21 protein-coding genes are annotated in these 25894 nt (G+C 47.2%); 6 read left to right on the top strand and 15 right to left on the bottom strand.

Annotated elements, in window-relative coordinates; translation table 11 throughout:
- Positions 1-89 precede the first annotated feature (89 nt).
- From KW844_RS17695 to KW844_RS17685, 3 genes are all read left to right on the top strand, one after another.
- Complete coding sequence (locus tag KW844_RS17695) at positions 90-1430, top strand: alpha-L-fucosidase (protein WP_218378105.1); 1341 nt, start codon at positions 90-92, stop codon at positions 1428-1430.
- 118 nt (positions 1431-1548) lie between these two features.
- Positions 1549-2448 (top strand): 1-aminocyclopropane-1-carboxylate deaminase/D-cysteine desulfhydrase, encoded by a 900-nt coding sequence (locus KW844_RS17690; RefSeq protein WP_218378104.1) that lies wholly within the window; start codon positions 1549-1551, stop codon positions 2446-2448.
- Between the two features lie 66 nt (positions 2449-2514).
- On the top strand, positions 2515-3243 hold the full coding sequence (locus tag KW844_RS17685; protein WP_218378103.1) for a hypothetical protein: 729 nt from the start codon (positions 2515-2517) through the stop codon (positions 3241-3243).
- A gap of 409 nt (positions 3244-3652) precedes the next feature.
- Here the strand turns inward: KW844_RS17685 and KW844_RS17680 are convergent, their stop codons facing one another.
- The 3 genes from KW844_RS17680 to lipB all read right to left on the bottom strand — a co-directional run bounded on the left by KW844_RS17680 (position 3653) and on the right by lipB (position 5810).
- The gene (locus KW844_RS17680; RefSeq protein ID WP_218378102.1) at positions 3653-4087 is read right to left on the bottom strand and encodes a DUF6169 family protein; all 435 of its coding nucleotides are present in this window, start codon (positions 4085-4087) and stop codon (positions 3653-3655) included.
- A 58-nt stretch (positions 4088-4145) separates the two neighbouring features.
- A complete protein-coding gene (locus KW844_RS17675) occupies positions 4146-4376 on the bottom strand; it encodes a hypothetical protein (RefSeq protein ID WP_218378101.1) in 231 nt (76 codons plus the stop codon).
- Between the two features lie 735 nt (positions 4377-5111).
- Entirely contained in the window at positions 5112-5810 is a 699-nt protein-coding gene (gene lipB / locus KW844_RS17670; RefSeq protein WP_218378100.1) for a lipoyl(octanoyl) transferase LipB, read from the bottom strand.
- A gap of 66 nt (positions 5811-5876) precedes the next feature.
- Here lipB and KW844_RS17665 point away from each other — a divergent pair, with 66 nt between their 5' ends.
- A complete protein-coding gene (locus tag KW844_RS17665) occupies positions 5877-6971 on the top strand; it encodes an RluA family pseudouridine synthase (protein WP_218378099.1) in 1095 nt (364 codons plus the stop codon).
- A gap of 151 nt (positions 6972-7122) precedes the next feature.
- Complete coding sequence (locus tag KW844_RS17660; protein WP_218378098.1) at positions 7123-8793, top strand: gliding motility-associated C-terminal domain-containing protein; 1671 nt, start codon at positions 7123-7125, stop codon at positions 8791-8793.
- Here KW844_RS17660 and KW844_RS17655 read toward each other — a convergent pair.
- The 9 genes from KW844_RS17655 to KW844_RS17615 form a co-directional block, all read right to left on the bottom strand.
- Positions 8790-9737 (bottom strand): hypothetical protein, encoded by a 948-nt coding sequence (locus tag KW844_RS17655; protein WP_218378097.1) that lies wholly within the window; start codon positions 9735-9737, stop codon positions 8790-8792. The genes KW844_RS17660 and KW844_RS17655 overlap by 4 nt on opposite strands.
- A 97-nt stretch (positions 9738-9834) precedes the next feature.
- Positions 9835-10698, bottom strand: coding sequence for an anti-sigma factor (locus tag KW844_RS17650; protein ID WP_218378096.1), 864 nt, complete (start codon positions 10696-10698; stop codon positions 9835-9837).
- Positions 10699-10716: 18 nt separating this feature from the next.
- A complete protein-coding gene (locus KW844_RS17645) occupies positions 10717-11274 on the bottom strand; it encodes an RNA polymerase sigma factor (RefSeq protein ID WP_218378095.1) in 558 nt (185 codons plus the stop codon).
- A 173-nt stretch (positions 11275-11447) separates the two neighbouring features.
- Positions 11448-12338, bottom strand: coding sequence for an anti-sigma factor (locus KW844_RS17640; protein WP_218378094.1), 891 nt, complete (start codon positions 12336-12338; stop codon positions 11448-11450).
- Positions 12339-12343: 5 nt separating this feature from the next.
- The gene (locus tag KW844_RS17635; protein WP_218378093.1) at positions 12344-12898 is read right to left on the bottom strand and encodes an RNA polymerase sigma factor; all 555 of its coding nucleotides are present in this window, start codon (positions 12896-12898) and stop codon (positions 12344-12346) included.
- Positions 12899-12980: 82 nt separating this feature from the next.
- Positions 12981-13559, bottom strand: a complete 579-nt coding sequence (def, locus tag KW844_RS17630) for a peptide deformylase (protein ID WP_218378092.1) — start codon at positions 13557-13559, stop codon at positions 12981-12983.
- 165 nt (positions 13560-13724) lie between these two features.
- Positions 13725-14135: a Holliday junction resolvase RuvX gene (gene ruvX, locus KW844_RS17625; RefSeq protein ID WP_218378091.1), complete on the bottom strand. Its 411-nt coding sequence runs from the start codon at positions 14133-14135 to the stop codon at positions 13725-13727.
- 18 nt (positions 14136-14153) lie between these two features.
- The gene (locus KW844_RS17620; protein WP_218378090.1) at positions 14154-15020 is read right to left on the bottom strand and encodes a UbiA-like polyprenyltransferase; all 867 of its coding nucleotides are present in this window, start codon (positions 15018-15020) and stop codon (positions 14154-14156) included.
- Positions 15021-15036: 16 nt separating this feature from the next.
- Entirely contained in the window at positions 15037-15573 is a 537-nt protein-coding gene (locus tag KW844_RS17615; RefSeq protein WP_370626497.1) for an RNA methyltransferase, read from the bottom strand.
- A gap of 79 nt (positions 15574-15652) precedes the next feature.
- Between KW844_RS17615 and mutS the strand changes: the two genes are divergently transcribed.
- A complete protein-coding gene (gene mutS, locus KW844_RS17610) occupies positions 15653-18226 on the top strand; it encodes a DNA mismatch repair protein MutS (protein ID WP_255578502.1) in 2574 nt (857 codons plus the stop codon).
- 144 nt (positions 18227-18370) lie between these two features.
- Here the strand turns inward: mutS and KW844_RS17605 are convergent, their stop codons facing one another.
- From KW844_RS17605 to KW844_RS17595, 3 genes are all read right to left on the bottom strand, one after another.
- Positions 18371-20095, bottom strand: coding sequence for a SusD/RagB family nutrient-binding outer membrane lipoprotein (locus KW844_RS17605; RefSeq protein WP_218378088.1), 1725 nt, complete (start codon positions 20093-20095; stop codon positions 18371-18373).
- A gap of 29 nt (positions 20096-20124) precedes the next feature.
- Positions 20125-23385 carry a SusC/RagA family TonB-linked outer membrane protein gene (locus tag KW844_RS17600; RefSeq protein WP_218378087.1) on the bottom strand — a complete coding sequence of 1087 codons (3261 nt, stop codon included), beginning with the start codon at positions 23383-23385 and terminating at the stop codon, positions 20125-20127.
- Positions 23386-24170: 785 nt separating this feature from the next.
- Entirely contained in the window at positions 24171-25886 is a 1716-nt protein-coding gene (locus KW844_RS17595) for a SusD/RagB family nutrient-binding outer membrane lipoprotein (RefSeq protein ID WP_218378086.1), read from the bottom strand.
- Between the last annotated feature and the right edge of the window lie 8 nt (positions 25887-25894).

Genomic DNA, 25894 nt, shown 5'->3' with positions numbered 1-25894 from the left:
ATCGGCGCTAAATTTAATCAATACTTCCTATTTTCACAGTTTCTTTTTGTGTTTAACACATATTTCAAAGACTAATTTAATAAGGAACAATGAAGAGACTGATCTTGCTCGGTGCCTGCGTCCTGCAGCTTTGCGTGAACGCAAACGCACAACAGAAAACGAATCCGGCCGACATCCAGGAAAAAATGCAGTGGTTTGCCGATGCGAAACTGGGCATCTTTATCCACTGGGGTATTTATTCCGTTAAAGGTGTTGACGAATCCTGGTCGTTCCACAACAAGAAAATTTCCTATCCTGATTATATGGCTCAGCTAAAAGGATTTACTGCTGAGAAATATAATCCCCGCGAATGGGCCGACCTGATCAAGGAATCCGGCGCCAGATATGCAGTGATGACTACCAAACACCATGATGGCGTGGCGCTCTGGGATAGTAAATTAAGCAAACTGGATGTGGTAAACAGTACACCGGCAAAAAGAGATGTGCTCACGCCCCTCTACGCCGAATTGCGCCGCGATAGCATCAAATGTGGTGCCTATTTTTCATTGATCGACTGGTCGCACCCTAATTATCCGGGCTTTTTGAAAGATAGCAGCCGCTATGACGCCAGGAAAGATCCGGCCAGATGGCAGAAATTCCTGTCGTTCTACGAAGGCCAGATGGCAGAAGTAATGAATAACTTCAACCCCGATCTGTGGTGGTTCGATGGCGATTGGGAACATTCCGCCGAAGAATGGGAAGCCCAGAAAATGCGTACCATGCTCACCACCCACAACCCTAAAACCATTATCAATGGCCGCCTCCAGGGTTATGGCGATTATGATACACCAGAGCAGAACTTCCCGGTGAGCCGCCCTGCGTACCATTGGTGGGAACTCTGCATGACCATCAACAACAACTGGGGCTACCAGCCACAGGATACCAACTGGAAAACACCTTTCGAAATCATCACCATATTCGTAGATGCGGTGAGCAACGGCGGTAACCTCCTGCTGGACATCGGTCCAAAAGCAGATGGTACTATCCCGGCAGAGCAGGTACACGTGCTGAAAGAGCTGGGTGCCTGGAACAAGAAGAATGGCGAAGCGGTGTTCAACACCATCGGAGGCCTGCCACTGGGGCACTTCTACGGTCCTACTACCCTCTCCAAAGATTCTGCTACCCTCTACCTGTTCCTCCCTGGTAAAACCAGTGGCCAGGTAGTGATCAAAGGGCTTGACAATAAAATACAGGATATTTCCGTAGTTGGGAACGGTACCAAACTGCAACATAAAGTTGTAGGTAAAATCTCCTGGAGCCCTGTACCAGGACTGGTTTACATTGATGTACCAGAGAATGTACAGGATAAATATGTGACCGTACTGAAAGTAAAGCTGGATAAACCAGTGAAGCTGTACAGAGGTAAAGGTGGATTCCTTAGCGGAGAATAAGATAATTTTTGCTGCCACCATTGGTGTCAGCTGTGGGGTTCCGCGCTGTGCGCGTATTCCCGATAACAGAAAAGGCGCAAGGGTAACTCCCTTGCGCCTTTTCTGTATTTTCGCAATTATGCCGGATTATAGTAAAATAACGCTTGACACCATTCGCACATCTGCCATGCCGGCGGCCATCAGTGCGGCCATGCTGCGGCTGGATCAGCTGCACCCGGAGATTTCAGGCAACAAGTGGTTTAAGTTAAAATATAATCTGGAAGATGCCAGCGCCGCCGGGAAAAGCGCCATCGTAACCTTTGGGGGAGCCTACTCCAACCATATTGCAGCCACAGCAGCTGCTTGTAGAGACGCTGGCCTGCGCGCCATCGGCATTATTCGCGGTGAGGAAATGCGGCCCGACAGCAACGCGACCCTGCGCCTGGCCACGGCCAACGGTATGGAGTTACGGTTTGTATCCCGGGAAACCTACAAAGTTATTCAGCAACCTGCAAACCCGCTATACCAGGCGCTGGCGCAGGAAGGATTCGTGATACCGGAGGGTGGGCACAATGCCGCAGGTGCCAAGGGCTGCGAAGATATACTCCGGCTGCATCCAACATCTCCCTATACCCATATCCTATGTGCCGTAGGCACAGGCACCACACTGGCAGGGATCATTAACAGCGCGGCCCGGCATCAGCAGGTGCTGGGGATCAGCGTACTCAAAGGTGCCGCATACCTGCAGCAGGAAATAACCACCCTCCTGCTTCCCGGGCATACCGCCTCCTGGCAGCTGCTAACGGAGCACCACGGTGGCGGCTATGGCAAGTTCACCAGCGAACAGCTGACCACCATGAACGAATTTTATCAGGAAACCCGCATCCCCACGGATATCATTTACACAGGAAAACTTATTCAGGCATTTAATACTTTGTTAAAAACAAATTATTTCCCGGATGGCAGTAATGTGCTATTAATCCATACTGGTGGCCTTCAGGGCAACAGTTCCGTGGTGCCGGGCACGCTCGCTTTTTAAAAAGTGTTCGTTATATTTGACGGGTAGTGTATTTTTGCCAACTTTAAGAGATAGGGTTATTCAAGTATGAAGCAGATCGTGCAATTTTCAATTGCTTTTGGAATATTTATTTTGACAACCATCGGGGTGAGCGCGCAGAGCCAGGAAGAAATGATGCCACCGGTATTACCGGAGTTCTCTGCCATCATCAAAACCGGCAAAATATCCCTGGACTGGATTTCAGGATTTCGGGATGTGAAAGAAATTGGCGTACAGCGCTCGCTGGATAGCGTCATTAACTTCAGCACCATCGGGTATGGCAATAAAGATACGCGCGGCACCTTTCAGGATAACAAACCCCTGCCAGGCACAAACTACTACCGACTGCTGGTAGTATTCAACAATGGCCGTTTCTTCTACACTAAAACAATACTGGCGCAAACCGACAGCTCCTTCCGGGCCGACATGAAACTCCAGTACGCCGATATCAAGGACGCCGCCAGAGGTCTCCGCAGCAAAGAGCAGGAAAACAGAGAACCGGAAAGAGTGGTTTGGCACCCTTCCAACTATATTTACACCACTGCGGATGGAAATGTGAACATACGCCTGCCGGAAGCGCCGAAGAAAAATTATAGCGTTAAATTCTACGAAACCAACGGCGCTTTTATTTTCGATATTGAAAAGGTGAAATTACCATTTCTGATGCTGGAAAAAGCTATTTTCCTACATGCAGGCTGGTTTAACTTTGAGTTGTTTGAGGATGGGAAGCTGAAGGAGAAATGGAACTTCTTTATACCACTCAATTATAAGATGTAATTTTTTTTATAGGAGATGGAAAGCCGGCCTGGGCCGGCTTTTTTTGTGATGGTAGAAAAATAAGTCGTTATAATTAGGGCTCACTCAAACCGATGATACAGTATTTCCTTTCCATACTAGTAGTTTACTAAGAGCAATGAGTATTAAATATGGTATTTACTCCGTAAAAATTCAGGAGTCTCATACGGCATAATTTTAATAATGCTTACGTCTGCAAATTTGATATCAGAAAGTGGAATACAATGCTTAATGGTATGAAAAATTCTTCGTTGGTCTGAGATCATTAACTCCACGGGATGCATTTCTGATCTGGGCCTTGGCGATGGTAATAGATCAGGGTGCTTCTTATGAATTATGTTTGCCAAAAATTTTATTTTAAAGGCCGGCAATAACCGGCCTCATAAATTGATTAATTATTGTAATCATAAAACTGGCTGTCGCATATAAGTGGTTGCTCATCGTCAGGAAAATACCAGTCCAGAGTTTTATAAAATGCGTCCATCACATATTTCCCTTGTGGATTCTTTACGCCAGTTATCATTGATGCGTAAAAGCGGTGCTTATGATGGTGCTCAGTTGTATCATATTTGACAAAGTCTTGGTTACGGGGCATGAACCAATTATTAAATAATCGGTGTCTGGCCTGCGCAAGTCCATCATTGTTATCGCAGATGTATACAATCGAAGCATCTGGATGCTTTGCAAGAAACTGTATTAAAATGCATTGTATTGTTGGAGAAACCAAGCGATCCTTTGGATTTCTACCTCCGTTTAACTTTGGAGGCTGTCGGCTAATTTTTAACATTTTAACCGGCACCTCATTCTGGTCATAATCCATCAGCATGAAGTCTGTATAATGCAAACTATACAATACGAACGAATTTGTGCAAAACATTGAACTATCAATGTCTCCACTTATTGAGTAAGTCCTCTGGGCCTTCATAACCGTCAGATTTAATAAAGCTTAAGTCAGTAAATTTGATATCAGTCAACATAGACAGCGGTATACAATTTGCTACTGCATGATCTATTCTTCGCATATCCCAGATGGCTTGTTCAAAAAGCGTCATCTCCTCGCGCGGGCGTGGCAAGGGCATGGGGGTTGGTTTCCTATTGGAATGCACTTCTTTCATAAACAATGTTTTTAGTAGTTAAAAATTATTTTACGCGTAATTGATTCAGATGGGTCATGCGTCAAACGGGGTCAGATGATTGCTGCCAGTAAAGCTGCAATCCGACTTAGTCGTATTTTTCTCCAGGGTTGTGGAGATGATAGTGTTGCTGTATTGGGTGTAACATAATACATAAACAATGTTATTTTTTCATATCCCGAAATAACAAAGAAAGTTCAATAGCAGTTGTTAATAACTTGTTAATACATAATATTTATATCATTGATTTTAAATTGATTATAACACAATCAAGTTGACATTCTGGGAGTTATTTTGATAATATTAATAGTGCAAAAAAAGGATGCCGGACGTTTATGCCTGTAGTTTTTCCACGGCCACCTTCGGTGTCCGTGTGGTGGTGCCGCGCTGCGCGCGGCTGCCAGCATTAAGGCAAGTAAAGTAAAATGTGAAATCAGCAGCAGTAGCAACTTTCAGGGTAGCTGCTTTCAGGAAAATATGGCACAAAAATATTGCAGGAGGCCCATGAAGGCCTGGCAGGCCAGCAATACTGCAAGTAAGATAATATGTAGAATCAGTAGCAGTAGCCGCTTTCCGCGAAGCATCTCCCGGGAAAATATAGCAGAAGAAATATTACAGCAGTGCCGTTACGGTGCAACAAACGGTGCATTAACATCTCCCTAAATAAAAAAACAGCATGATAAACCAGTTACGGTAAAGTAAAACACGCCCCAATAGCTACACGAGATCCGCATTAAACACATCCGCAAAATGCTTTGCCAGGCGGACTTTCACCTCTTCTACATCCACTTCACGGCCCAGCTCCTGGCTTAAAGTAGCCACCTGCTTGTCCTGTATGCCGCAAGGGATAATATTCCCGAAATAAGAAAGCGGCGTATTCACATTCAGCGCAAAACCATGCATAGTCACCCAACGGCTGCAACGCACGCCCATAGCGCAAATCTTACGCGCCCTACCTTTCACGTCAGGGTCCAGCCACACACCGGTTTCTCCTGGTGAACGGTCGCCGGTAACGCCATAATCGCCAATGGTGCGGATAATGACTTCTTCCAGCAAACGCAGATATTTACCTATATCAGTGAAGAAATTTTCGAGGTCGATGATGGGATAGCCTACAATCTGGCCAGGACCATGGAAAGTAATATCCCCGCCCCGATTGGTACTCACAAAGCCAATTCCTTTTTCTTCCAGTTGCTCTTCCGTAAGCAGCAGGTTTTCCAGGTGGCCGCTTTTACCAAGGGTATAAACGGGCGGGTGCTCGCAAAAAAGCAGGTAGTTGGTAGTAGGTTTAGGGCTCACATCGCCTGCCTTCGACTTGATGTCCACATTCGCTTTCAGCAGCTGCTCCTGGTAGTCCCATGCCTGCTGATAATCAATCTTACCAAGATCCTTTACTACAATCTGTTGCTTACTCATAGCTTTTGCCTTTATCCCCTGGTTTTTAGCCCGCAAAGATACGTACCTTTGCAAAAATTTGAATCAATGGCTGAAGAATTGCTGGAACTGGAAGATGAGCTGGAAAACGGTGATGGCAGCGAGGAACTTTACGAAAAAATCAATATGGTAGTGGATAAAGGCCAGGAGCCTGTCCGTATTGATAAGTTCCTTACCGCCCGTATTGAAGGCGCCACCCGCAATAAAATACAACAGGCCCTGGACGGGGAAATGGTACTGGTAAACGATAAACCGGCAAAATCCAATTATAAAATCCGCCCGCTGGACCGCATTGTCGTGTTCTCCAACAAGAGCCCGGAAAGCACGGAAGTGGTTCCGGAGAATATGCCGTTGAATATCGTGTATGAAGATGATGATGTAATGGTGATCGATAAACCCGCCGGCATGGTGGTACACCCTGGCTGTGGCAACTATACCGGTACGCTGGTCAATGGCCTGTCGTGGTACCTGGGCGATAAAACCCAGGCCACAGAGCCCGCCCTGCCCCGCTTTGGGCTCGTACACCGCATCGATAAAAATACTACCGGACTGCTGGTGGTCGCTAAATCCGACAAGGCTATGAGCGACCTGGCCAAACAGTTTTTTGACCATACCGTACACCGCCGTTATATGGCCCTCGTTTGGGGCGACCTGAAAGAAGACGAAGGCACCGTAGTAGCCCACGTAGGCCGCCACCAGCGCTTCCGTAAGATCATGGACGCCTACCCGGATGGTGAATACGGAAAAGAAGCCATCACCCACTACCGCGTGCTCGAACGCTTCAACTACGTAACCCTGGTGGAATGCCGCCTCGAAACCGGCCGTACCCACCAGATCAGGGTGCATATGCAACACATCGGTCACTCACTGTTTAATGATGATACCTACGGCGGCGACCGCATTGTAAAAGGTACCGTTTTCGCTAAATACAAACAGTTTGTGGAAAACTGCTTCGAGATAATGCCCCGTCATGCCCTGCATGCACAACAACTGGGCTTTATCCACCCTCGCACCCGCAAACAGATGTACTTCGAAAGTCAGCTTCCGGCCGACTTCACCGCAGTGCTGGAAAAATGGAAACGATATACCACTGCAAGGCCACTCGAAGAAAAAGAGCAGCCCGGACAAAAATGGGAAGACTAAACACAATAAAATAATCTGTCGCCCCGATACCCCGCGGGGCGACGTTTCTAAGCTATCCTACCTATAAATACTTTTTTCTTAATATTATTTCCTGCAATCACATAATTTTTTTTCATAATTTAGGCGCCAGATATTTACCCATGTCCCAAACATGAGAGACCTATACGCTCCTAATCGTCCAAACTATTTCAAACTACTACCCCTGCTGGTGGTAATACTTTTTATTTTTCTTCCCGGAATAAGCCGTGCCCAGGTATTCACCGAAAGCTCCACCTGTGTGAACGACAGCGTGTATTTTTCCATGGTCAACAGCACCGGCGTGGATTCCATGAAATGGTACTTTGGTGATCCCGGCAGCGGTAATATGGATTCCTCAGCGTACCGGAGGGCCTGGCATATCTATCGCGCTACCGGCACCTACAATGTTACCCTGGTGGCTTATCGTGCAGGCGTGCCCACCACCACCCAGCAACCTATTACCATCGTTACACCGGTGATTTATGATTTTGGTGCGCAGGATGTAACCCTCTGCGAAGGCGGAAGCATGCTCATAGCAGGGCCGGTAATTCCCGGTGCTAACTATCTGTGGCAGGATAGCTCTACACAATCCTCTATCCTGGCGGATACCAGCGCTACCTATAAACTGAAAATAGACGGCTGCCTGATTCCCGATTCGGTAAATATCTTCTTTACTCCCATCCCTGAAATAGATCTGGGTCCTGACCTCGTGTTATGTACCAACGAAAATATTCAGCTGGATGCTACCGCACAAAACTGCACTTACCTCTGGAATGACGGCACCACGGAACCTACCCTGGACGTGCGCACCAGCGGAACATACTCCGTAACGATATTGCCGGAAGGATGCCCTTCCATGTTTTTCCAGAAAACAGTGACTTTCTTCGGACCTGAATATCCGTTTTCATTAGGAGCGGATACGTTATTATGTCCGGGAGAATCAGTTACCCTGGCGCCAAATATTCCCGAGGCTACCAACTGGCTCTGGAGCAATGGGGCTACCACCCCGTCTGTAACCGTGCAGGGGGAAGGTCCTGTGTGGGCGCTCGTGGAAATCAACAATACCTGCAGCGTAGTGGACACTATTCTACTGGACTACAACCGTTTACGTCAGATCAACCTGGGGAGCGACACGACCATCTGCCAGGGAAACTTCCTGGTACTAACTGCTGATTTTGGCAATGGGGTGTATACCTGGCAGGATAATTCCGATCAGGCCACTTATTATGTGACCAAGCCAGGCAGCTATTATGTACACGCTAAAATTGGCCGCTGCGAATCCTGGGATACCATTACCGTAACGTTTACGGATACACTACGTGCTAACCTGGGTATGGATACCATCTTATGCCGTGGAGAGGCTTATACCCTTTACCCTCGCGGCGCAGGAGCTAATTACAAATGGCAGGACAGCACCAGCGTACCTTTCTATACTGTTACCAGGGCAGGCTTATACAGTGTTTCAGGATATAATGAATGTGGCCCAACGGTAGATTCCGTGGTGGTGAACTATAAAGAATGTAGCTGTACCATGTACTTCCCCAACGCCTTTACGCCTAATGGTGATGGGCGAAATGATTACTTCCGGCCGGTGTATAAATGCCCGGTGAACCAGTTTCAGATGAGTATTTATAATCGCTGGGGGGAACGGATTTTCTATACTACCGATCCACAAGTGGGCTGGAGAGGAACTTTCCAGGGGGAGCCTGTGCAGATGGCTACCTACGTTTATATTGTAGATTACGTGGATGGCAACTCTATGACGCCGGTACATATGACCGGCGCCGTTAGTGTGGTATATTAATTTCCACTGTTAAAATTGTGGAATTTAGCGATAAAAGCCGCAGTTTCTCTCTTTTTGAAGGCTACATCCCAGGAACCGGCGTACGTTACCAGTGCAGGAATCAGCAGGTCGTTCACCTTGGTCATTTGCACATTCATTTGTACGTTAAAGTCGAACAGCATGGTTTTGTACGACAGCGCATACTTCCTTCCCACAATTTCAAAATTCTCTTTATTGAACCAGGTGATCAGTTCATCGATCACGATTTCCGCTTTATCGAGGCGGCTCAGTCCAGCTTTCGCTTTGGCGGTGAAAACATAGCAGGGAATACCGTTTACATAGTTTTCTGATTTTATGGAGAAGTCGTAGTAGCGCATAACGTCGCTGCTAAAGATGGCTACTTTGTTACCTACGATCGGTACACCACGAATAGGTTTTCCGGGGTTGAATATGAGTTGTTTCAACTGGGCCTTATGTTTGGCGAGTGAGCCATTGGAGCGCTCGGGCGCGTTACCGTTTTCATCCACGCATACGGTGCCGGTGGTGAAAAACAGGTTGGCATACAGTTCGGCGGTGTAATAATTGTAATTCCCTTTGCGGTCGTAGAAGTCGCCGGTTACCTTTTCCTCCTCCACTTTCATGGTGCGGCAGCGACCTTTCATTTGCTGGGTGGTGGTACTTTTGAGGGAGGCTTGTACCTGGCCTTTTTTATCGAATATGCGGATATCGTTTTCTCCGTTGAAGCCTACGATGTGGAGGTTTCGGAAGGCTCTGTAAAAGGTGGTATCATCTTCTACGCGTTTGATGAAGCTGTTTACATCAAAGCCAATCTTTTGTGCGGCCACGGTTACTTCGTCCAGGTTGATGGTCATGCCCCGGTAGTGGGCGGTGTCCTGGGCTTTGAGGGTAAGCATGCAGGTGCATGCTATAACGGTAACGGCTATACTTTTCAGATATCTGGACATGCTGCAATTTAAGGAAATGCGGCAAGTAACAAAGAGAAAGCTGGCAAAAGCGCTTTGTGGGCGCTCTTACCAGCTTAGTAATTGTCTGTTATCTGAATCAGCCTGGTAATTTACCGGCTACATACATTTGTTCAAGCGTTGGCTGAGCAGCACCACCTTTGCTTTCGAGGGTGACTGCGAACATCTGTACTTTGTCGGTCACCTTCATTTTCTGCAGCAGTTTGGCGGTATCGCCCATTTCAAACACACCCATATCTATTGGCTTACCATCTACGATAGCCCAGAGTTGGTATTGTTTGTCGGCCGCAGGTTCAGGCAGGTTGTTCACCTTCAGGTAAACCTGTTTGTTTTGTGTGTTCCAGAATACGGTGGCTACCGCATCAGGTTTGAGTTTGGTACCTGGCATGTTCACTTTGAGCACGGCAGGATCTTCCATTACGTTGAGTGTTTGTTCCAGTTCATCGAGTCGGGCCTTGTACTTGTCGTTGGTGGACTGGATGGAGTTCTGGGACAGCATGAGGGCCTGGTATTTGTCTTTGTAGTCACGGAAGTCTTTCCACTTTTTATAGTAGAAAAAGTTCATGATAACACTGCCGATGAGCAGGACGAAAGCTGCGGCGGCAACGACTTTCCAGGAGAGTCGCTTTTCTTCGGTTAATGTTTCTTCCATTAGGGTTGCTTTGGGATGCTGCGGCATGGTGGAGGACAGAACAGTTTGCTCCGTGCCGTTAGCTTCAAGGTTATTGATTTGGTTTAGTAAGCTGGCTTTAATGGCATTATCAGGGGTGAGGTCCTGTGCCGCGACATAGTATTCGAGGGATTTCCTGTACTCTTCCACAGCGGCCAATACTTCCGGGAACTGTATCATAGCGGCTTCCAGCTCCCGAACTTCCGGTTCGGTGGCCATGCCTGCAACATACAGTTCAATGATGCCGGACGATATGACTTTTTGTGCGTCCACTATTGTTCTTTTTTTAGATTACTTGTCGATGTTTTTTACAAATTGTTTCAGCTGGTTGAGAGCTGTGCGCATACGTGTTTTGACTGTGCCCAGCGGGATATCCAGCACGCGGGCAATTTCTTCCTGGGTACAGCCTTTATAGTACGCTAAATCAATAAGGTTTCGTTGGTCTTTGCTCAGGTGTTCGAGCACTTTGGAGAAGCCGAGATGATCAACCTGCATGTGTACCACCAGGGGCTCGTTTTTAACATGTACGTCATCCGTGATATTCTGGATTTTTTGGTCCAGCTTATGGGATTTAGAGCGTAGTACATCGATGGCGGTATTGCGGCAGATGTTCAGCATCCAGGTGAACAGGCGACCGCGCTCTTCATCATATTGGTCAATATTTTTCCAGATTTTAAGGAATACGTCCTGGAGCACGTCACCGGCGAGGGCGCGGTCGTTCAGCACTTTGACCACTACGCCATATAAAGTGGAGGAGTACTGGTCATAGAGGTAGCTGAAGATTTTCTGGTTACGGCTACGTAAGCCATCTACCAGTTCCTGCTCGGTATATGTTGAAGACGAGTCCAAAAAAATGGATATAATTATTACGATGAATAAAAATTAAACAATGCACACGCACGATGATCAGGTGCTGATCAGACAACAAGGTTGTGAATAACAAAAGTGAAGTATCTTATAATGGTGTAACGCGGGGTTGTATTATTAAAGCAATATACGCAATTCTTTGAACTTTCAAAATCCTACTGATTCAATTCTACTACCTGGTATATTTCGGCCTGGCTGGGAGCGCCTGTGGTGCCGGTGGGTTCCAGGGTAACAACAAATGTTTGCGGAGTGGTAGCTGTTTTCAGGTGTTGTATTTTGCCGTTGGAGGAAGGGCTGATCTCCAGGATACCTGCATCCGCGGGTTTACCATCGGTGATGGTGCGCAGGTGGTATTGTTTACCTTCCGGCGGCATGGGGAGTCGCCAGTTGATAAGGTATACTGCTTTGGAGGCCGGGTTCCAGCCAATGGTAACCGCACCATCCGGGTGAGCTCCATAGCCATTTGCTTTGATCCAGATAACGTTTGGATCTTTGATCAGTTTTTTATCTTCTTCGCTTTCCTGCAGGCTGGCGGTTTGATTGGACTCCAGTTCTTTATCTGCCGTAATTTGCTTTTGTGCCGCAATGAGTTGTTCGTACCGGGCTTTATAATCGTTGGAATCCGAAGCAAAAAAGAAAGTGATGCCCACACTGACAAGGAATACTCCGATAGCGGCGGCGGCAACGATTTTCCAGCGCCGTTCATTTTTATTCCTGTTGGCAGTGTTCATTTTTACCACTGGTGTAGATACGGGTGGCTGCGGTACCGGATTGTTCAGTCTGAGCTCCTGGGGAAGAATCAGTTCACCTTCGGGCGTACTTTCATTGCGGATGATGAGCATCAACCTGGCTTTGATTTCCGGTGGCGGGGTGACTGCATAACATTTCACAAACTCTTCTTTCTGAAACTGCAGGTCTTCTACAATTTCTTTTACTTCTGGGTATTGCAGGGCGATTGCTTCCACTTCCGCGACTTCATCGTCTGGGAGGAGGCCATATACGTAACTTTCCAGGACACCTGATGATATGTAATGGTTTATGTCCACGTAGATTACAATTGATGTTTTAAAATCCCTCTTAATTGCATTATAGCGTTGCGCATCCGGGTTTTGACGGTGCCGAGCGGTATATCAAGTGCTTTGGATATTTCTTCCTGGGTGCAGCCTTTATAGTATGCCAGATCAATGATGGTTCGTTGTTCTTTCTGGAGTCGTTCAACTGCTTTGCTAAGGCCCAGATGATCTACCTGGAGATAAACGGCGAGCGATGGTTCATTCAGGAGCGCGAGGTTATCAACGTCGGTAATTTTCTGGTCGAGTTTATAGGCTTTGGATCGGAGGCTGTCGATGGCGGTATTCCTGGCGATGTTCAACATCCAGGTAAAGAGGCGGCCCTTAGTAGCGTCGTATTTATCGATACTTCGCCAGATCTTCACAAATACCTCCTGCAGCACGTCGCCGGCGGTGGATTCATCTGCGATGACCTTAAGGGCCACACCATATAATGCGGGGGAATAATGGTCGTACAAATAGCTGAAAATCTTTTCATTCCTCGCTTTGAGGCCCTGAACGAGTTCAGCTTCCGTGTATGTAGATGCAGCGGCCAAAAGGATATGGATGTTAAACTTTGATGGATGTTGGTTGATAAGTCCAAAATAAAGGGATTATTTTACATTACAAAATAATTTCCTATTTAGGAAATGACATTTTGTAATCTACCCTAACCTTTCCTTTGGTGATATCATCCAGTTTACTTTTTAACATTCTGCGTTTCAATGGCTTCAGGTGATCGATGAACAGGACGCCGTCGATATGGTCGTATTCATGCTGGATCACGCGGGCGGTAACGCCGGTGAATGTTTTCTGTTGTGGCTGGAAGTTTTCGTCTACGTAGCTGAGGGTCACGGATTCGGGTCTGTCCACATCTTCCCTTACTTTAGGGATGCTGAGGCAGCCTTCGTTATACGGCCATTCTTTACCACCAGTTTCAACGATATGTGCGTTGATAAATACTTCTTTGATTCCTTCATCGCCCGGGTAGTCGTTCTTTTCATCATCTTCCAGGTTATCGATAATCTGTTTGCTGTCGACCACAAACAGGCGGATGGCTTTGTTAATCTGAGGAGCGGCAATACCTACGCCATTGGAAGCGTACATGGTTTGCCACATGTTAGCGATCAATTCCTTTAACTCGGGATAATCCGGGGTAATATCTTCTGCGACCTTTCTCAGTACCGGATGTCCGTAAGCTACTATTGGCAATATCATGATTGTTGTGACTTGGTTTAAAATGCGAATTTAAGTGATTTTTCGGGGAAACCTTCCTGTACCAGCGGGTTTGCTTCCACCTCGCTTTGTTGGTGCGAGGTATTGGTTCCGTGCTATGAATGATTTGGAGCGGTTCTCCTTTTTTGTTTTTAGGGAGATGAATGGCTACAGTCGCTGTAAATACTCCTGTAAAATGATGGTAGCACTGATTTCATCTACCAGGGCTTTATTTTGACGGTCTTTTTTCTTCAGTCCGCTATCAATCATACTCTGGAAAGCCATTTTGGAAGTAAAGCGCTCATCTATTTTTACGATAGGGAGATCCGGAAAGTTCTTTTTAAGGATGCGGATGCATTCGGTCACCAGTGCGGTGGCATCGGTGGCATTTCCATCCAGGTTTTTAGGCTCTCCTATCACGATTTGCTCTACTGCTTCGGCAGCAAAATATTTTTTCAGATATGGGATCAGTTCATGTGTGCCCACTGTGGTGAGGCCACTGGCAATCAGTTTCAGCGGATCAGTCACCGCTAAACCTGTTCTTTTTTTCCCATAATCTATGGCCATTATACGCGGCATATTCTCTTTTCTATTTAGTTAAGCCAGCACGAGCATATCGGCGATGGCAAAAACGGCAAATACCACACTGGCAATCCCGTTGGTGGTCATAAACATAATATTGATGCGGCTCAGGTCATTTGGTTTTACCAGCATATGCTGTGATACCAGCATGATCATAAATACGGCGGCGCCGATCCAGTACAACCAATGAAAATGGCCATAAATACCGATGGTGATCACCAGTCCGGCCGCAATCACATGCAATACTTCAGAAAAATGTAAGGCTCCACGCAGTCCCAGCCAGGCAGGAATAGAGTTCAGACGCTGACTTTTATCAAAATCCTCGTCCTGCAGGGAGTAGATGATATCAAAACCGGATACCCAGCAGAGCACCAGGCAGGATACCAGTACCGGCAATACAGCAAACTGGCCTGTAACCGCCAGATACGCACCGATAGGCGCCAGGGACAGGCCCACGCCCAATACCATATGGCATAATGCCGTAAAACGCTTGGTATAGCTATATCCCAGTACTACCAGCAAGGCTACCGGCGACAGGAAGAAGCAAACCGGATTGATAAACCAGGTGGTAGCTACAAAAAGTACGCAGTTGGCGATAATAAAGGCCATTGCATTCTTTTTGGAGATGATGCCGGCAGGAATTTCCCTTTTGGCAGTGCGGGGATTTAGCTTGTCGATATCCACGTCCAGCCAGCGGTTAAATGCCATGGCGGCGCTGCGGGCAAATACCATGCAAAGGATCACCAACCCGAAGGTGAGCCAGTTAAAGGCGCCCCCACCGATGGTTACCGCCATACAATACCCGATCAATGCAAACGGCATGGCAAAGATGGTATGGGCAAACTTTACCAGTGACAGATACTTATTAATAGTCGTATACATATTTAAATAATATAATTTAATGGTTGTTCCTGAGCTTCACAAAGATATCCCAAACAACAATACCGGTAGTCACCGAAATGTTCAGGGAGTGTTTCATGCCCAGTTGGGGGATCTCGATGCAGCCGTCTACCACTTTCATCACTTCCCCATCTACCCCGCTCACTTCATTACCAAACACCAGGGCCAGGGGCTGATCGGTGGGAGGCGTAAATTTATCCAGTGCTACACTATTGACTGCCTGTTCGATGGCCATTACCTGGTAGCCGGCATCGCGGAGGCTGATCACCGCTTCCATAGTGGTGGTGGCATACTGCCATTCTACCGTTTCGGTGGCGCCGAGGGCTGTTTTGTTAATATCCCGGTGCGGGGGAACGGGCGTATAGCCACAGAGTATGATCCCCTGGATCAAAAAGGCGTCGGCTGTACGAAAAACGGAGCCTACGTTATGCATACTCCGGATGTTATCCAGCACCAATACGATGGGCGTTTTATCGGCGGCTTTGAATTCATCCACCGTTTTACGGCCCAGTTCATCCATACTTAGTTTTCTCATTACCTGCAAAGATAACATGATGGGTTGAGTTTTATATATTTGCGCCATGGCAAAAAGCAAATCGGCAGAAACCCCGCTTATGCAACAGCACAATGCCATCAAGGAAAAATATCCTGATGCTGTGCTCCTGTTCCGTGTGGGTGACTTTTACGAAACATTCAACGAAGACGCGGTGATAGCCGCACAAGTGCTTGGCATTGTATTGACCAAAAGGGCAAACGGCTCTTCCAATGGCGACCTTGCAGGGTTCCCGCATCATGCGCTGGATACCTACCTTCATAAACTGGTAAAAGCCGGCTACCGCGTAGCGGTATGCGACCAGCTGGAAGACCCTAAAACTGCTAAAGGCATTGTAAAACGCGGTGTAACCGAGCTGGTAACACCCGGTGTAGCCGTAAATGATAAGATACTGGAAAACTCCAGCAACAACTTCCTGGCGGCCGTTCACTTTGGCGGTGACGTTACGGGGGTATCCTTCCTGGATATCTCTACCGGGGAATTTTTTGTGGCAGAAGGCAGTATTGAATATGTGGATAAACTCCTGCAAAGCTTCCGCCCTGCGGAGGTCCTCTTTGCGCGCCAGCAACAAAAAAACTTTAAAGCCACCTTCGGTACCCGGTTTTATACCTATACGCTGGAGGAATGGATATTTACCAGCACCTATGCGGCTGAAATCCTGCTGAAGCAATTTCAGACACATTCCCTGAAAGGCTTTGGTGTGGAAGGCATGCCAGCAGCCGTGGTGGCGGCCGGTGCCACTCTGCACTATCTGAAAGATACCGAGCACCCGAACCTGCAGCATATCACACGTATGCAGCGCATCAACCAGGAAGATTTCCTGTGGATGGACCGCTTCACCGTGCGTAACCTGGAACTGCTCAACAGCAGTGTGGAAAACGGTCATACCCTGCTCAAAACACTGGACAACACCGTGACACCCATGGGTGCCCGCCTGCTTAAGCGCTGGCTGGTATTCCCGCTCCGCCATAAGGACCGCATCAACGAACGCCTGGACACGGTAGAATACCTGATCAAAGAAACTGACCTGGCCAATGGCTTGCAGCAGCACCTGCAGCAAACCGGCGACCTGGAAAGGCTGGTATCTAAAATACCCCTGAAAAAAATTAATCCGCGGGAAGTGATGCAGCTCGCAAGGGCATTGCAACAGGTGGAAGCAGTGAAAGGTATACTTGGCAGTAACACCAACGACTACCTGCAACGCCTCAACGAAAAACTGGACGTATGCGCCCCTATCATGAACCGTATCCTTAACGAGATGATGGAAACCCCACCAGTACTGGTGAACAAGGGTGGTGTGATCAGGGACGGCGTAAACGCAGAGCTGGATGAGCTGCGTGGCATTGCGACCAAAGGCAAGGATTATCTGTTGCAGATCCAGCAGAAAGAATCTGAAGCAACGGGTATTCCGAGCTTAAAGATTGCCTTTAACAACGTTTTCGGTTACTATCTCGAAGTAACTAACACGCATAAAAATAAAGTACCGGCAACGTGGATACGTAAGCAAACGCTGGCCAACGCAGAGCGCTATATTACCCCGGAGCTGAAGGAGTACGAAGAAAAGATTGTTGGCGCCGAGGATAAAATACTGGCGCTGGAAACGCGCCTGTTCGACGAGCTGCTGGCATCCCTGCAGCCGTTTATAGAACCGATGCAGCAGGATGCACATATTTTTGCGCGGCTGGATTGCCTCCTTTGCTTTGCGCACAACGCCGTGCAGTACAAATACCGCCGTCCGGAAATCAATGATGGCTTTGAGCTGAAGATTACCGAAGGGCGACATCCGGTGATAGAACGGGGCCTCCCTCCGGGTGAATCCTATGTCTCCAATGATATTATCCTGGACCAGGAAACACAGCAGATTATTATTCTTACGGGACCGAACATGAGTGGTAAATCCGCGCTGCTCCGCCAAACGGCGCTCATCACTTTGATGGCGCATATGGGCAGCTTTGTACCGGCCACCCGTGCTGAGATTGGTCTGACGGATAAAATCTTTACCCGTGTGGGTGCCTCAGATAACCTGAGCGGTGGTGAATCAACCTTCATGGTGGAGATGAATGAAACGGCGAGCATTATCAACAGCATTACCCCGAGAAGCCTGGTAATACTGGATGAGATTGGTCGTGGTACGAGCACCTACGACGGTATTTCAATTGCCTGGAGCATTGTGGAATACCTGCATGATATGAGCGGGCACCAGCCTAAAACACTGTTTGCGACGCACTATCATGAGCTGAATGAGCTGGAGAACAAGCATGCCCGCGTGAAGAACTTCCACATTACCAACATGGAAAGTGGCAATAAAATCATCTTCCTGCGCAAGCTGGCGCCGGGTGGTAGTCGCCATAGCTTTGGTATTCACGTAGCCAGGATGGCCGGCATGCCACCGGAGCTGATTAACCGTGCCAACGAGGTACTGGCACAGCTGGAGGAAAAGCATATCGACGGCGCGTTGCAGCAGCAGGTGAAAAATCTCTCTACTCCTACTCAAAAACTACAGTTAAATATATTTGATGCGCACAGTGATACGTTTCAGGGGATACGGGAGAAGCTGGAGCGGGTGGATATTAACCGGCTTACGCCGGTGGAGGCTTTGCTTAAGCTGAGTGAGATAAAAGAAATGATTGGATAATTTTTTACGGGTGCCTACGGCGCCCGTTTTTTTGCAGGAAGGGCCACGGCGCTCGCCTGTTGTAACAAAAAGTAAAGCCTCCGACATGCGGAGGCTTTACTTTTTCACTCTTTACTGTACTATCTAATCAATTCACTTGATTACTTATTGCATATCCCACCATACGCGGCCGGTGTACTGGTTTACATCATTACCGTATTCGCCGGTTTTCTGCATTTCAGTAACGGCATCGCGCCAGTTCTGGGTTTGTTCTACCACAGTTGGCTGCGGCAGTGCCCAACGGCGAGGGATGGTTACGGTAGAACCGTTGGAAACCATTGGTTCATAGGCCATGATGGAGCTTCCAACTTTAGGCACACCCGTACGTTTCCATGAACCCCATGCTTCCCAAGGAGATTTGAAGTAATTCAGGAACAGCTGAATCTGGATTTTTTCCAGGTCTGTAGCCTGATCGCCGGTGAGTTGGATGTTTGGATTATTTACATATGCATTCACTGCATTCTGATCCAGCTCTGCGTAGTCAAGAATATTAGCGATACGGCCCATATTATCATAAGCAGAGATGGAGGCTTTGATACCGTTGGTGTACCAGGTGGCGGCATCTTGTCCGGTGATGATACCGCGAACAGCCAGTTCTGCAATCATGAAGCATTGCTCCGCATAAGTGAGGATTGGCTGGGTGTACTGGCCAGGAGAAGCGATACCTTCCGCACCGGTTGCAAACAGGCGACGCTGTAAGTTAGATACGGTATCCATTCTTCTTTTAACGATGGTTTCCTGACCATTTACATTAAACTTCATTTCGTAGTTACGAACGGTGAAGTAGTTGGCATAGTTTACATCATTACGTTTATCAGGAGATGCAGGAGCACCTACATAACGTACACCACTATACGTAGCTGTTTGAGGGAACACACCACCAGCTTTGAGGCTGTCGAATGCTTCTTTGGTATAGCTATTCTTTTCGAAGAACAGACCCAGGCGAGGGTCACTGTTGTTCTGCATGAAGTCCAGTACATTCTTGGTAGCCACTAATGATACGCTACCGGTCATTTCCCAGTTACCTGCCTGACCGAAGGCATTAGCCCCGGAAACAAACTTCCATTCATCACCATTACCAGTGAATAAACCTGCCGGGCTGGCCATTACTTCCTGGATGATAGTAGTTGCTTTGGTAGCATTTCTTTTCATCAGGCGCATAGCGATTTTCATACGCAGTACGTTGGCTGCGGCCGCCCAGTTACCAGCTCGTCCGGAATAGAAGATATCGAACGACGATGCAGCCTGCTGGTTCGGCAGTTTGCTGGTGATAGCTGTGATGGATTGTTTCAGTTCAGCATCCCAGATATCGAACAGTTGTTCCTGTGTGTCATAAGTTGGCGTGAAAGTACCACCGTAACGGGCACCAAAAGCCTTGGTGTACGGGATGCTACCATTAGCATCGGATACTCTCCATGCCGAATATACTTTCATGATGCGGGCAATAGCACCTACTTCAGCGAAGTTAGGTCTGGTTGCTTCCGGCATTCTGGCAATAACGGTATCGATATCTACCAGGTTTGGAGCAATATTTTTGTAGAACGCCTGGTAGAAGTCATTTGTGTTGGATGGATTGAACAGACGACCGATGGTAGAACCAGGTTGTGGCGCACCAAACTGCATCCACTGCATTTGATACTGGTAGCAGTCGTAGAACCAATCGAAGTCGCGGTCAACAATGCTTTTACCTGGCAGTGACAGCAGCAGTTCAGGAGATGTGGTTGGACTCACCTGAGGGTTTTGGTTAATATCCTCAAATCCTTTTGTACAGGAAGCCAGAGACAGGCCTAACATTGCCGCTCCAAATCCCAGTTTATATATTGATTTCATAATAATCTTGTTTGGTTAATACAGCTTGATTAGAATCCGATCTGAATGGTAGCACCGAAGTTACGGATGAACGGTACGGCACCGTATTCAGAGAAGGCGTAGGTAGCGTTGTTACGTACAGCTTCCGGATTGATATTCAGTGGCAGGTTATTGAACAGGTAACCCAGGTTGCGGCCTACGAGTGAAACACGCAGACTTTGCATTTTCCAGCGGTTAACCAGTTCGGTTGGCAGTGAGTAGCCGATGTTTACTTCGCGGAGTGCAACATAAGAAGCGTCGAACACGGAAGCCTCACGGATACCGATACCCCAGTCACCAACCATGCTATAATATTGGAATGCGCTGAGCGGTTTTACATAACCTTTGTCATATGCTTCCTGGTAGCTCATGCCACCGATGTTCACTTCCTGACCGTTCATGTTTACAGTAGTACCGTCGGACAATACACCATTAGGGATGATACCGTCGTTTCTCTTAGTTCCAGTACCGTCAGTCCACTCAAGACCACCATGAGCAGCATCGCGACCAAATTCGGTGTTAGCAGTGTTACCACGACCAGTACCATATTGGTGAGAGGCAGAGAAGAAGTCGCCGCCGATACGTGCCTGTACGAGGATACCCAGTGACCAGTTTTTATAGTTGAACTGGTTCTGCAGACCCAGGTTCCAATCAGGCTGAATGTTACCTACTACTGCGAAACCGCGTTGGTATTGTGCAGGGAAGTCGGCACCGGCAGGGTTCAGGTTGATGATAGGCTGACCGGCTGCGTTGCGGGTATAACCATAATCAGTTATCAGGTCACCATAAGCACCACCTACGTTAGCTACTGCTTTTACGCCCTGATCTTCTCCAAGGGTGAAAGTAGAAACACCTTCTACCAGTTCCAGAATTTTGTTTTTGTTACGGCTTGCGTTCAGGGTTACATCCCAGGTGAAGTCACCTTTCTGGATTGGTGTACCGTTGATCGCTAATTCCAGACCTCTGTTGAGCATTCTACCAGCATTTACGTAGCGGCTGGAAACACCACTTTCGTTGGTAACTGCGAGCGGGATGATCTGGTTGTTAACCACAGTACGATACCATGCCGCATCGATACCGAGTCTGTTGTTGAAGAAACGAACGTTTGCACCGAACTCCCAGCTTTTAGAGATAGAAGGCTTCAGTGCCATGTTTGGTAACTGTCCGTTTGGATAGAAGGTGATCAGTGGTAATGCAGAGCCACTGTTCATACCAGACCAGTTAGATGAGTTGTAGTAACCGGAGTTGATGGTATATGGATCAGTATCACTACCCACCATGGCAAAAGATCCACGGAGTTTACCATAAGTAATCCAGGAAGGCATCACTTCTTTCAGGGTTTGGGTGAATTCCCAGGCAGTACTTACAGAAGGATAGAAGTAGCTGTTGGAAGTGTTACCCAGGCTGCCTTTAGGATAAGTCAGTGCGGATGACCAGTCGTTACGGCCGGTTACATCGAGGAACAATTCGTTGTTGTAGCTGAAGCTGGCAGCGAAGAACGCAGAATTGATACGTTTGCGCAGCAGTGGAGCGTTGTTGAACTGTACCACACCGATACTATTGGTCAGGTCGTACATGAAAGGAATACGGAGACCATTGCTGGAGTAGTTATTGTATTGTTTACCGATACCGCTGTTCCAGGTTTCAGTACCTAAAGTCAGTACGGAACCATCAAAACGTTTGCCCAGTTTTGGTGTAATCTGTGCGAGGCCGGTGAAGGTATATTGTGTTTTGTTCACACCAGCTTCGCCGTAGTAACCATCGGAACCGGTGAAGTTAGCGGAAGTACCTACTTCTTTACGTTCATCAGCAGAAGTTTCGTTGGAGAAGTTGGACTTCAGGATGAATTTCAGCCAGTCGGTAGCAGTTACATTCACTGCCACGTTACCCATGAAGAGGTTTTCTCTGCGGGTCCAGCTGTTGTAAGCCATTTGGTACCAGTAGTCAGCACCCAGGTTGGTGGACAGGTTGGCACGGCCACCGTTAGGTCCGAGGTAGTTAGCTGGCTGATTCCAGTAACCAGGATTATAGTTACGTGGGAATACATACACCCATTTACGACCAACGTTATAGCTGGTGTAATCACCACCCTGACGGTCAGGGTTCAGTGTTTTTGAGTTGGCATAGGTTACGCCCAGGTCAGCACTAATTACCTTAGAGATAGTCTGGGAACCTTTGAAGGAGATACTGTTTCTACCGAAGCTATTGTTAGGAGAAACAGAGTTATTATCCAGGTGGGAGTAAGAGAGACGGAAAGTTCCTTTCTCATTACCACCTTCCATAGCTACGTTTGTATTGAAGTATTTACCGGTTTGATAAAGGTCAGTTACGTTATCCGGTTGCGGAACAAATTTAGCGGTGGTACCATTTTGCAGCGTTACATCACGACCATCCATTACAGGACCGAAGGAGTAGCCACCCATGGTGTTATCATACACACCGTCCATACCCTGGCCATAAGTATTCTGCAGGTCGATCGGACCGCGGTATACTTTTTCCATCTGGGCGGTTTGGCTAACGTTTACACCAATACCTTTTCTGGCCACACCTTTTTTTGTGGTGATCAGGATAGCACCGTTGATAGCGCGGGAACCATAAAGGGCTGTAGCAGCAGCACCTTTCAACACGGATACTGACTCATAGTCATCCGGGTTGAGGTTTTTGAGCACGTTACCAAAGTTTACGTCGTTGGCAGTAACATCGTTTTCGAAGATTACTCCATCCACTACGAAGATTGGCTGATCTTTACCAGTAAGGCTTTTAGCACCACGGAGTACGATACGTGGGGCAGCTTGCGGACCACCGGCAGCGCTGGAGATGTCCACACCGGCAACTTTACCCTGGAGGGCAGCAACCGGGTTTACCTGGTTAGATTTGGCGATGTCGTTACCTTTCAGTTCGGTGATAGCGTAACCCAGTTTACGGGATTCGCGTTTCATACCCATGGCGGTAACAACTACCTCATTTAAGTTCTTATTGTCTTCTTTCAGCACGATAGAGATTGTGCTTTGGTTACCTACGGCTACTGTCTGGACAGCATATCCAATGTAGGATAATTCCAGGGTAGCTTCAGGGGTAACCTGAATTTTGAAGGAACCATCCGCGGCAGACATGGTGCCGTTGGAGGTGCCTTTTTCTTTCACTGTTACACCAGGCAACAGTGTTCCTTTTTCATCTTTTACGGTACCCGTAACAGCTTTTTTATTTTGCGCCAGTGCGGTAATAGCGCAGCATAAGAAAAGCAACGTGGCGAGAAGAAGTGATCTTCGCATAGCTTCCTTTTGGTTTAATTTATAACAAGTGAGTCAGTCACATAAGCATGAAAACGGCTACTTATACAGGTAGTTGGCCATCCCTAAAATGGATAGGTTCACAGTTAGCATTTTTGGTTTCCGTCCCTTAAAAAAAGATTGTTTTTCGCGTGCCTAATCAGTTTCCGTGTTGTTACAGTCGCATGATATTTTCCGTATGTAATTCCTTCGTCTGGTCTGAATCTGAGTAAATCGTTTTACTAAAACGTTTTAGCATCATTTTCATAAAAAAAACCTGTAAAGTGCCAGCTCACAAATTTTCAATTTCACTTACAAGTTTTATCGCCATATGCGAAAAAATAACAAATCAAACATAGGCATATTTACGAGATTGTCAAAAAAGAATTAACATTTTTTTTATTTTCTGTTAACGGCTTGTTATTGGTGCGAAAATAATATCTCATCCTAACAAAATAATATTATTCTGGATTTTGTGTAAAATTTACGTGATGGGAGCGGATTTGGAGGGATCATTTTTTATGGAATAATTTTTTAATGACACCTTCGGTGTCATTGCGAGGGGTCCGCGCTGACGCGCGGAAGGTTGTTATTTTAAACCTGCTAATATGGAGTGGGAAAATGTGCTCAACGTCGTACTTATTATAGTGTAGCCTTGACAGCCCTGATGCGCGCGAAGTTATTGGACCAAGGATAGCAGCCCACAGCTATTGGGTGAATGAGCGGCAGCCACTAAAAAGGGCCGCGCTTACGCGCGGCCCCGGGGATAACAGTTATTAAGGCACAGTTTAGTAGTTATAGTCATTCCTGTAATAAGTAACTCCTCTCTTATCAGCAGGTACCCAGAAGATTGGCGTAATGTAATTGTCTTCCGCTTTTACCTTCAGGTAGTTATCCGTATTAGTTTGTAATTCGGAATTCGGATACCTAATTCTTTCTGCCACAGGCTTCATTACTTTACCGCCCAGCGTAAACGGCTCCAGTTTAGGATGGCGTGTACGACGCAATTCCGTAAACAACTCGTAAGCGCCAGGCAGGTTCATATGGATATACTTCTGTTGCATCAGTATCTCCATTTTATCTTCTTCAGTGGCTGCCGCCGTAAATTTAGCCCGCACCGTAGCTGCATAAATATCTACTTCTGCGGCAAGCGGTTTTGCCGGATGCAGCACGCTTGTTGGTTCATACGTACTCAAACCGTTTACCCAATACCAGTAAGCGGTAGAATGTTTCACGGCATCTTCGATATGCTCCGCAGCAGTTTTACCTGTTGTACCTAAGCCCTTCAGCGCAATTTCTGCCAGCAACAAATCCATCTCTCCCAAAGTCATCCAATTGCCCGGCTGGGTATTACGATGAAAGGTAGCATGGTTGTACATGGACATGGCATTGCTGGCCAGGGAACTGGTCAGGTTATCGGCATAGGCATAGTAGCGGTCGCCGGCAACATAAGCCGCTTCCTGTGCATCTGCATTCATGGAAGCTCCACGGTAGTCCTTCCATTTAGTTGGCATGGCAATTACCGGCAAACGCGGATCATCGATACCTGGCTCGTAGGCATTGGTACCAAAATTCATCCGCTTGAGAATGGTGTTAGGTACGAAAGTAGCAAAGGCGTTTTCATACCAACCTCTCTCCCATGTACCGCCTGACAATGGATTAGCTACGTGTGGCATCTGCCAAACCATATCAGCACTGAGTCGCGGCTTTGCCAGTTCCTCTGCCAATACCTGCTTTGCCAGCGTAGGGTTTACACCTGCAATACGAACCGCATATCTGATACGCAGCATACTACAATACTGTACCCACATATTGATATCGCCTTTTGCGGCAAAATCCTGACGTGTGAAATCTCCTTTTTCTGAAGACGACAGCTGGTTATATAAAGTAGGTAAGGTATCTGCGATGCTTTTCAGCTCACCCATTACAAACTCATAAGTTTTAGCCGGATCATCATATTTAGGAAAAAATACGCCGGAAGTACCTTTCCAGGCGTCTGTAAATGGAATGGCATTTACCAGATCCACCAGTTTAAGCGCGCCATAATCTCTCACAATGGTTGTGAGTTTAATATAAAGCATTGCTTCATTTTTCAGTTCCGCAGGCGTAGTGGCATACAGGTCCAGCATAGCACCGTAGTTGCGGGTGTTCACGAAAAATGTTTTGAAGTAATCCACCAATGCCGCATCAGAAAATCCGTTACCGGTAGTCAGGTCGTCGTAGGTGGTATACCAGGTATAACGGGAAGTCACATACCGCTGTGCAATCTGTGAGTAACCCGGAACACCGGTACCACTGTTTAACTGATAATACCATTCGCCATAATCGCCCACGTATAGCTTCCAGCCATACAGCGCTGCGGTAAACATGCCCGGAAATTTCTCATCAGTAGGAGGATTTGGTTTTTCCGGATCTGCAAATTGCTGTTCCAGTTCTTTCTGGCACGACATGATTGACAAAGCCAGGCAAGCACTGATAATTATTTTAGAGAAACTGAATTTCATATTTCACA

It is taken from the genome of Chitinophaga sp. sic0106 (assembly GCF_019219075.1).
GTDB lineage: Bacteria > Bacteroidota > Bacteroidia > Chitinophagales > Chitinophagaceae > Chitinophaga.
This window is presented reverse-complemented; position numbering and strand designations above follow the sequence as displayed.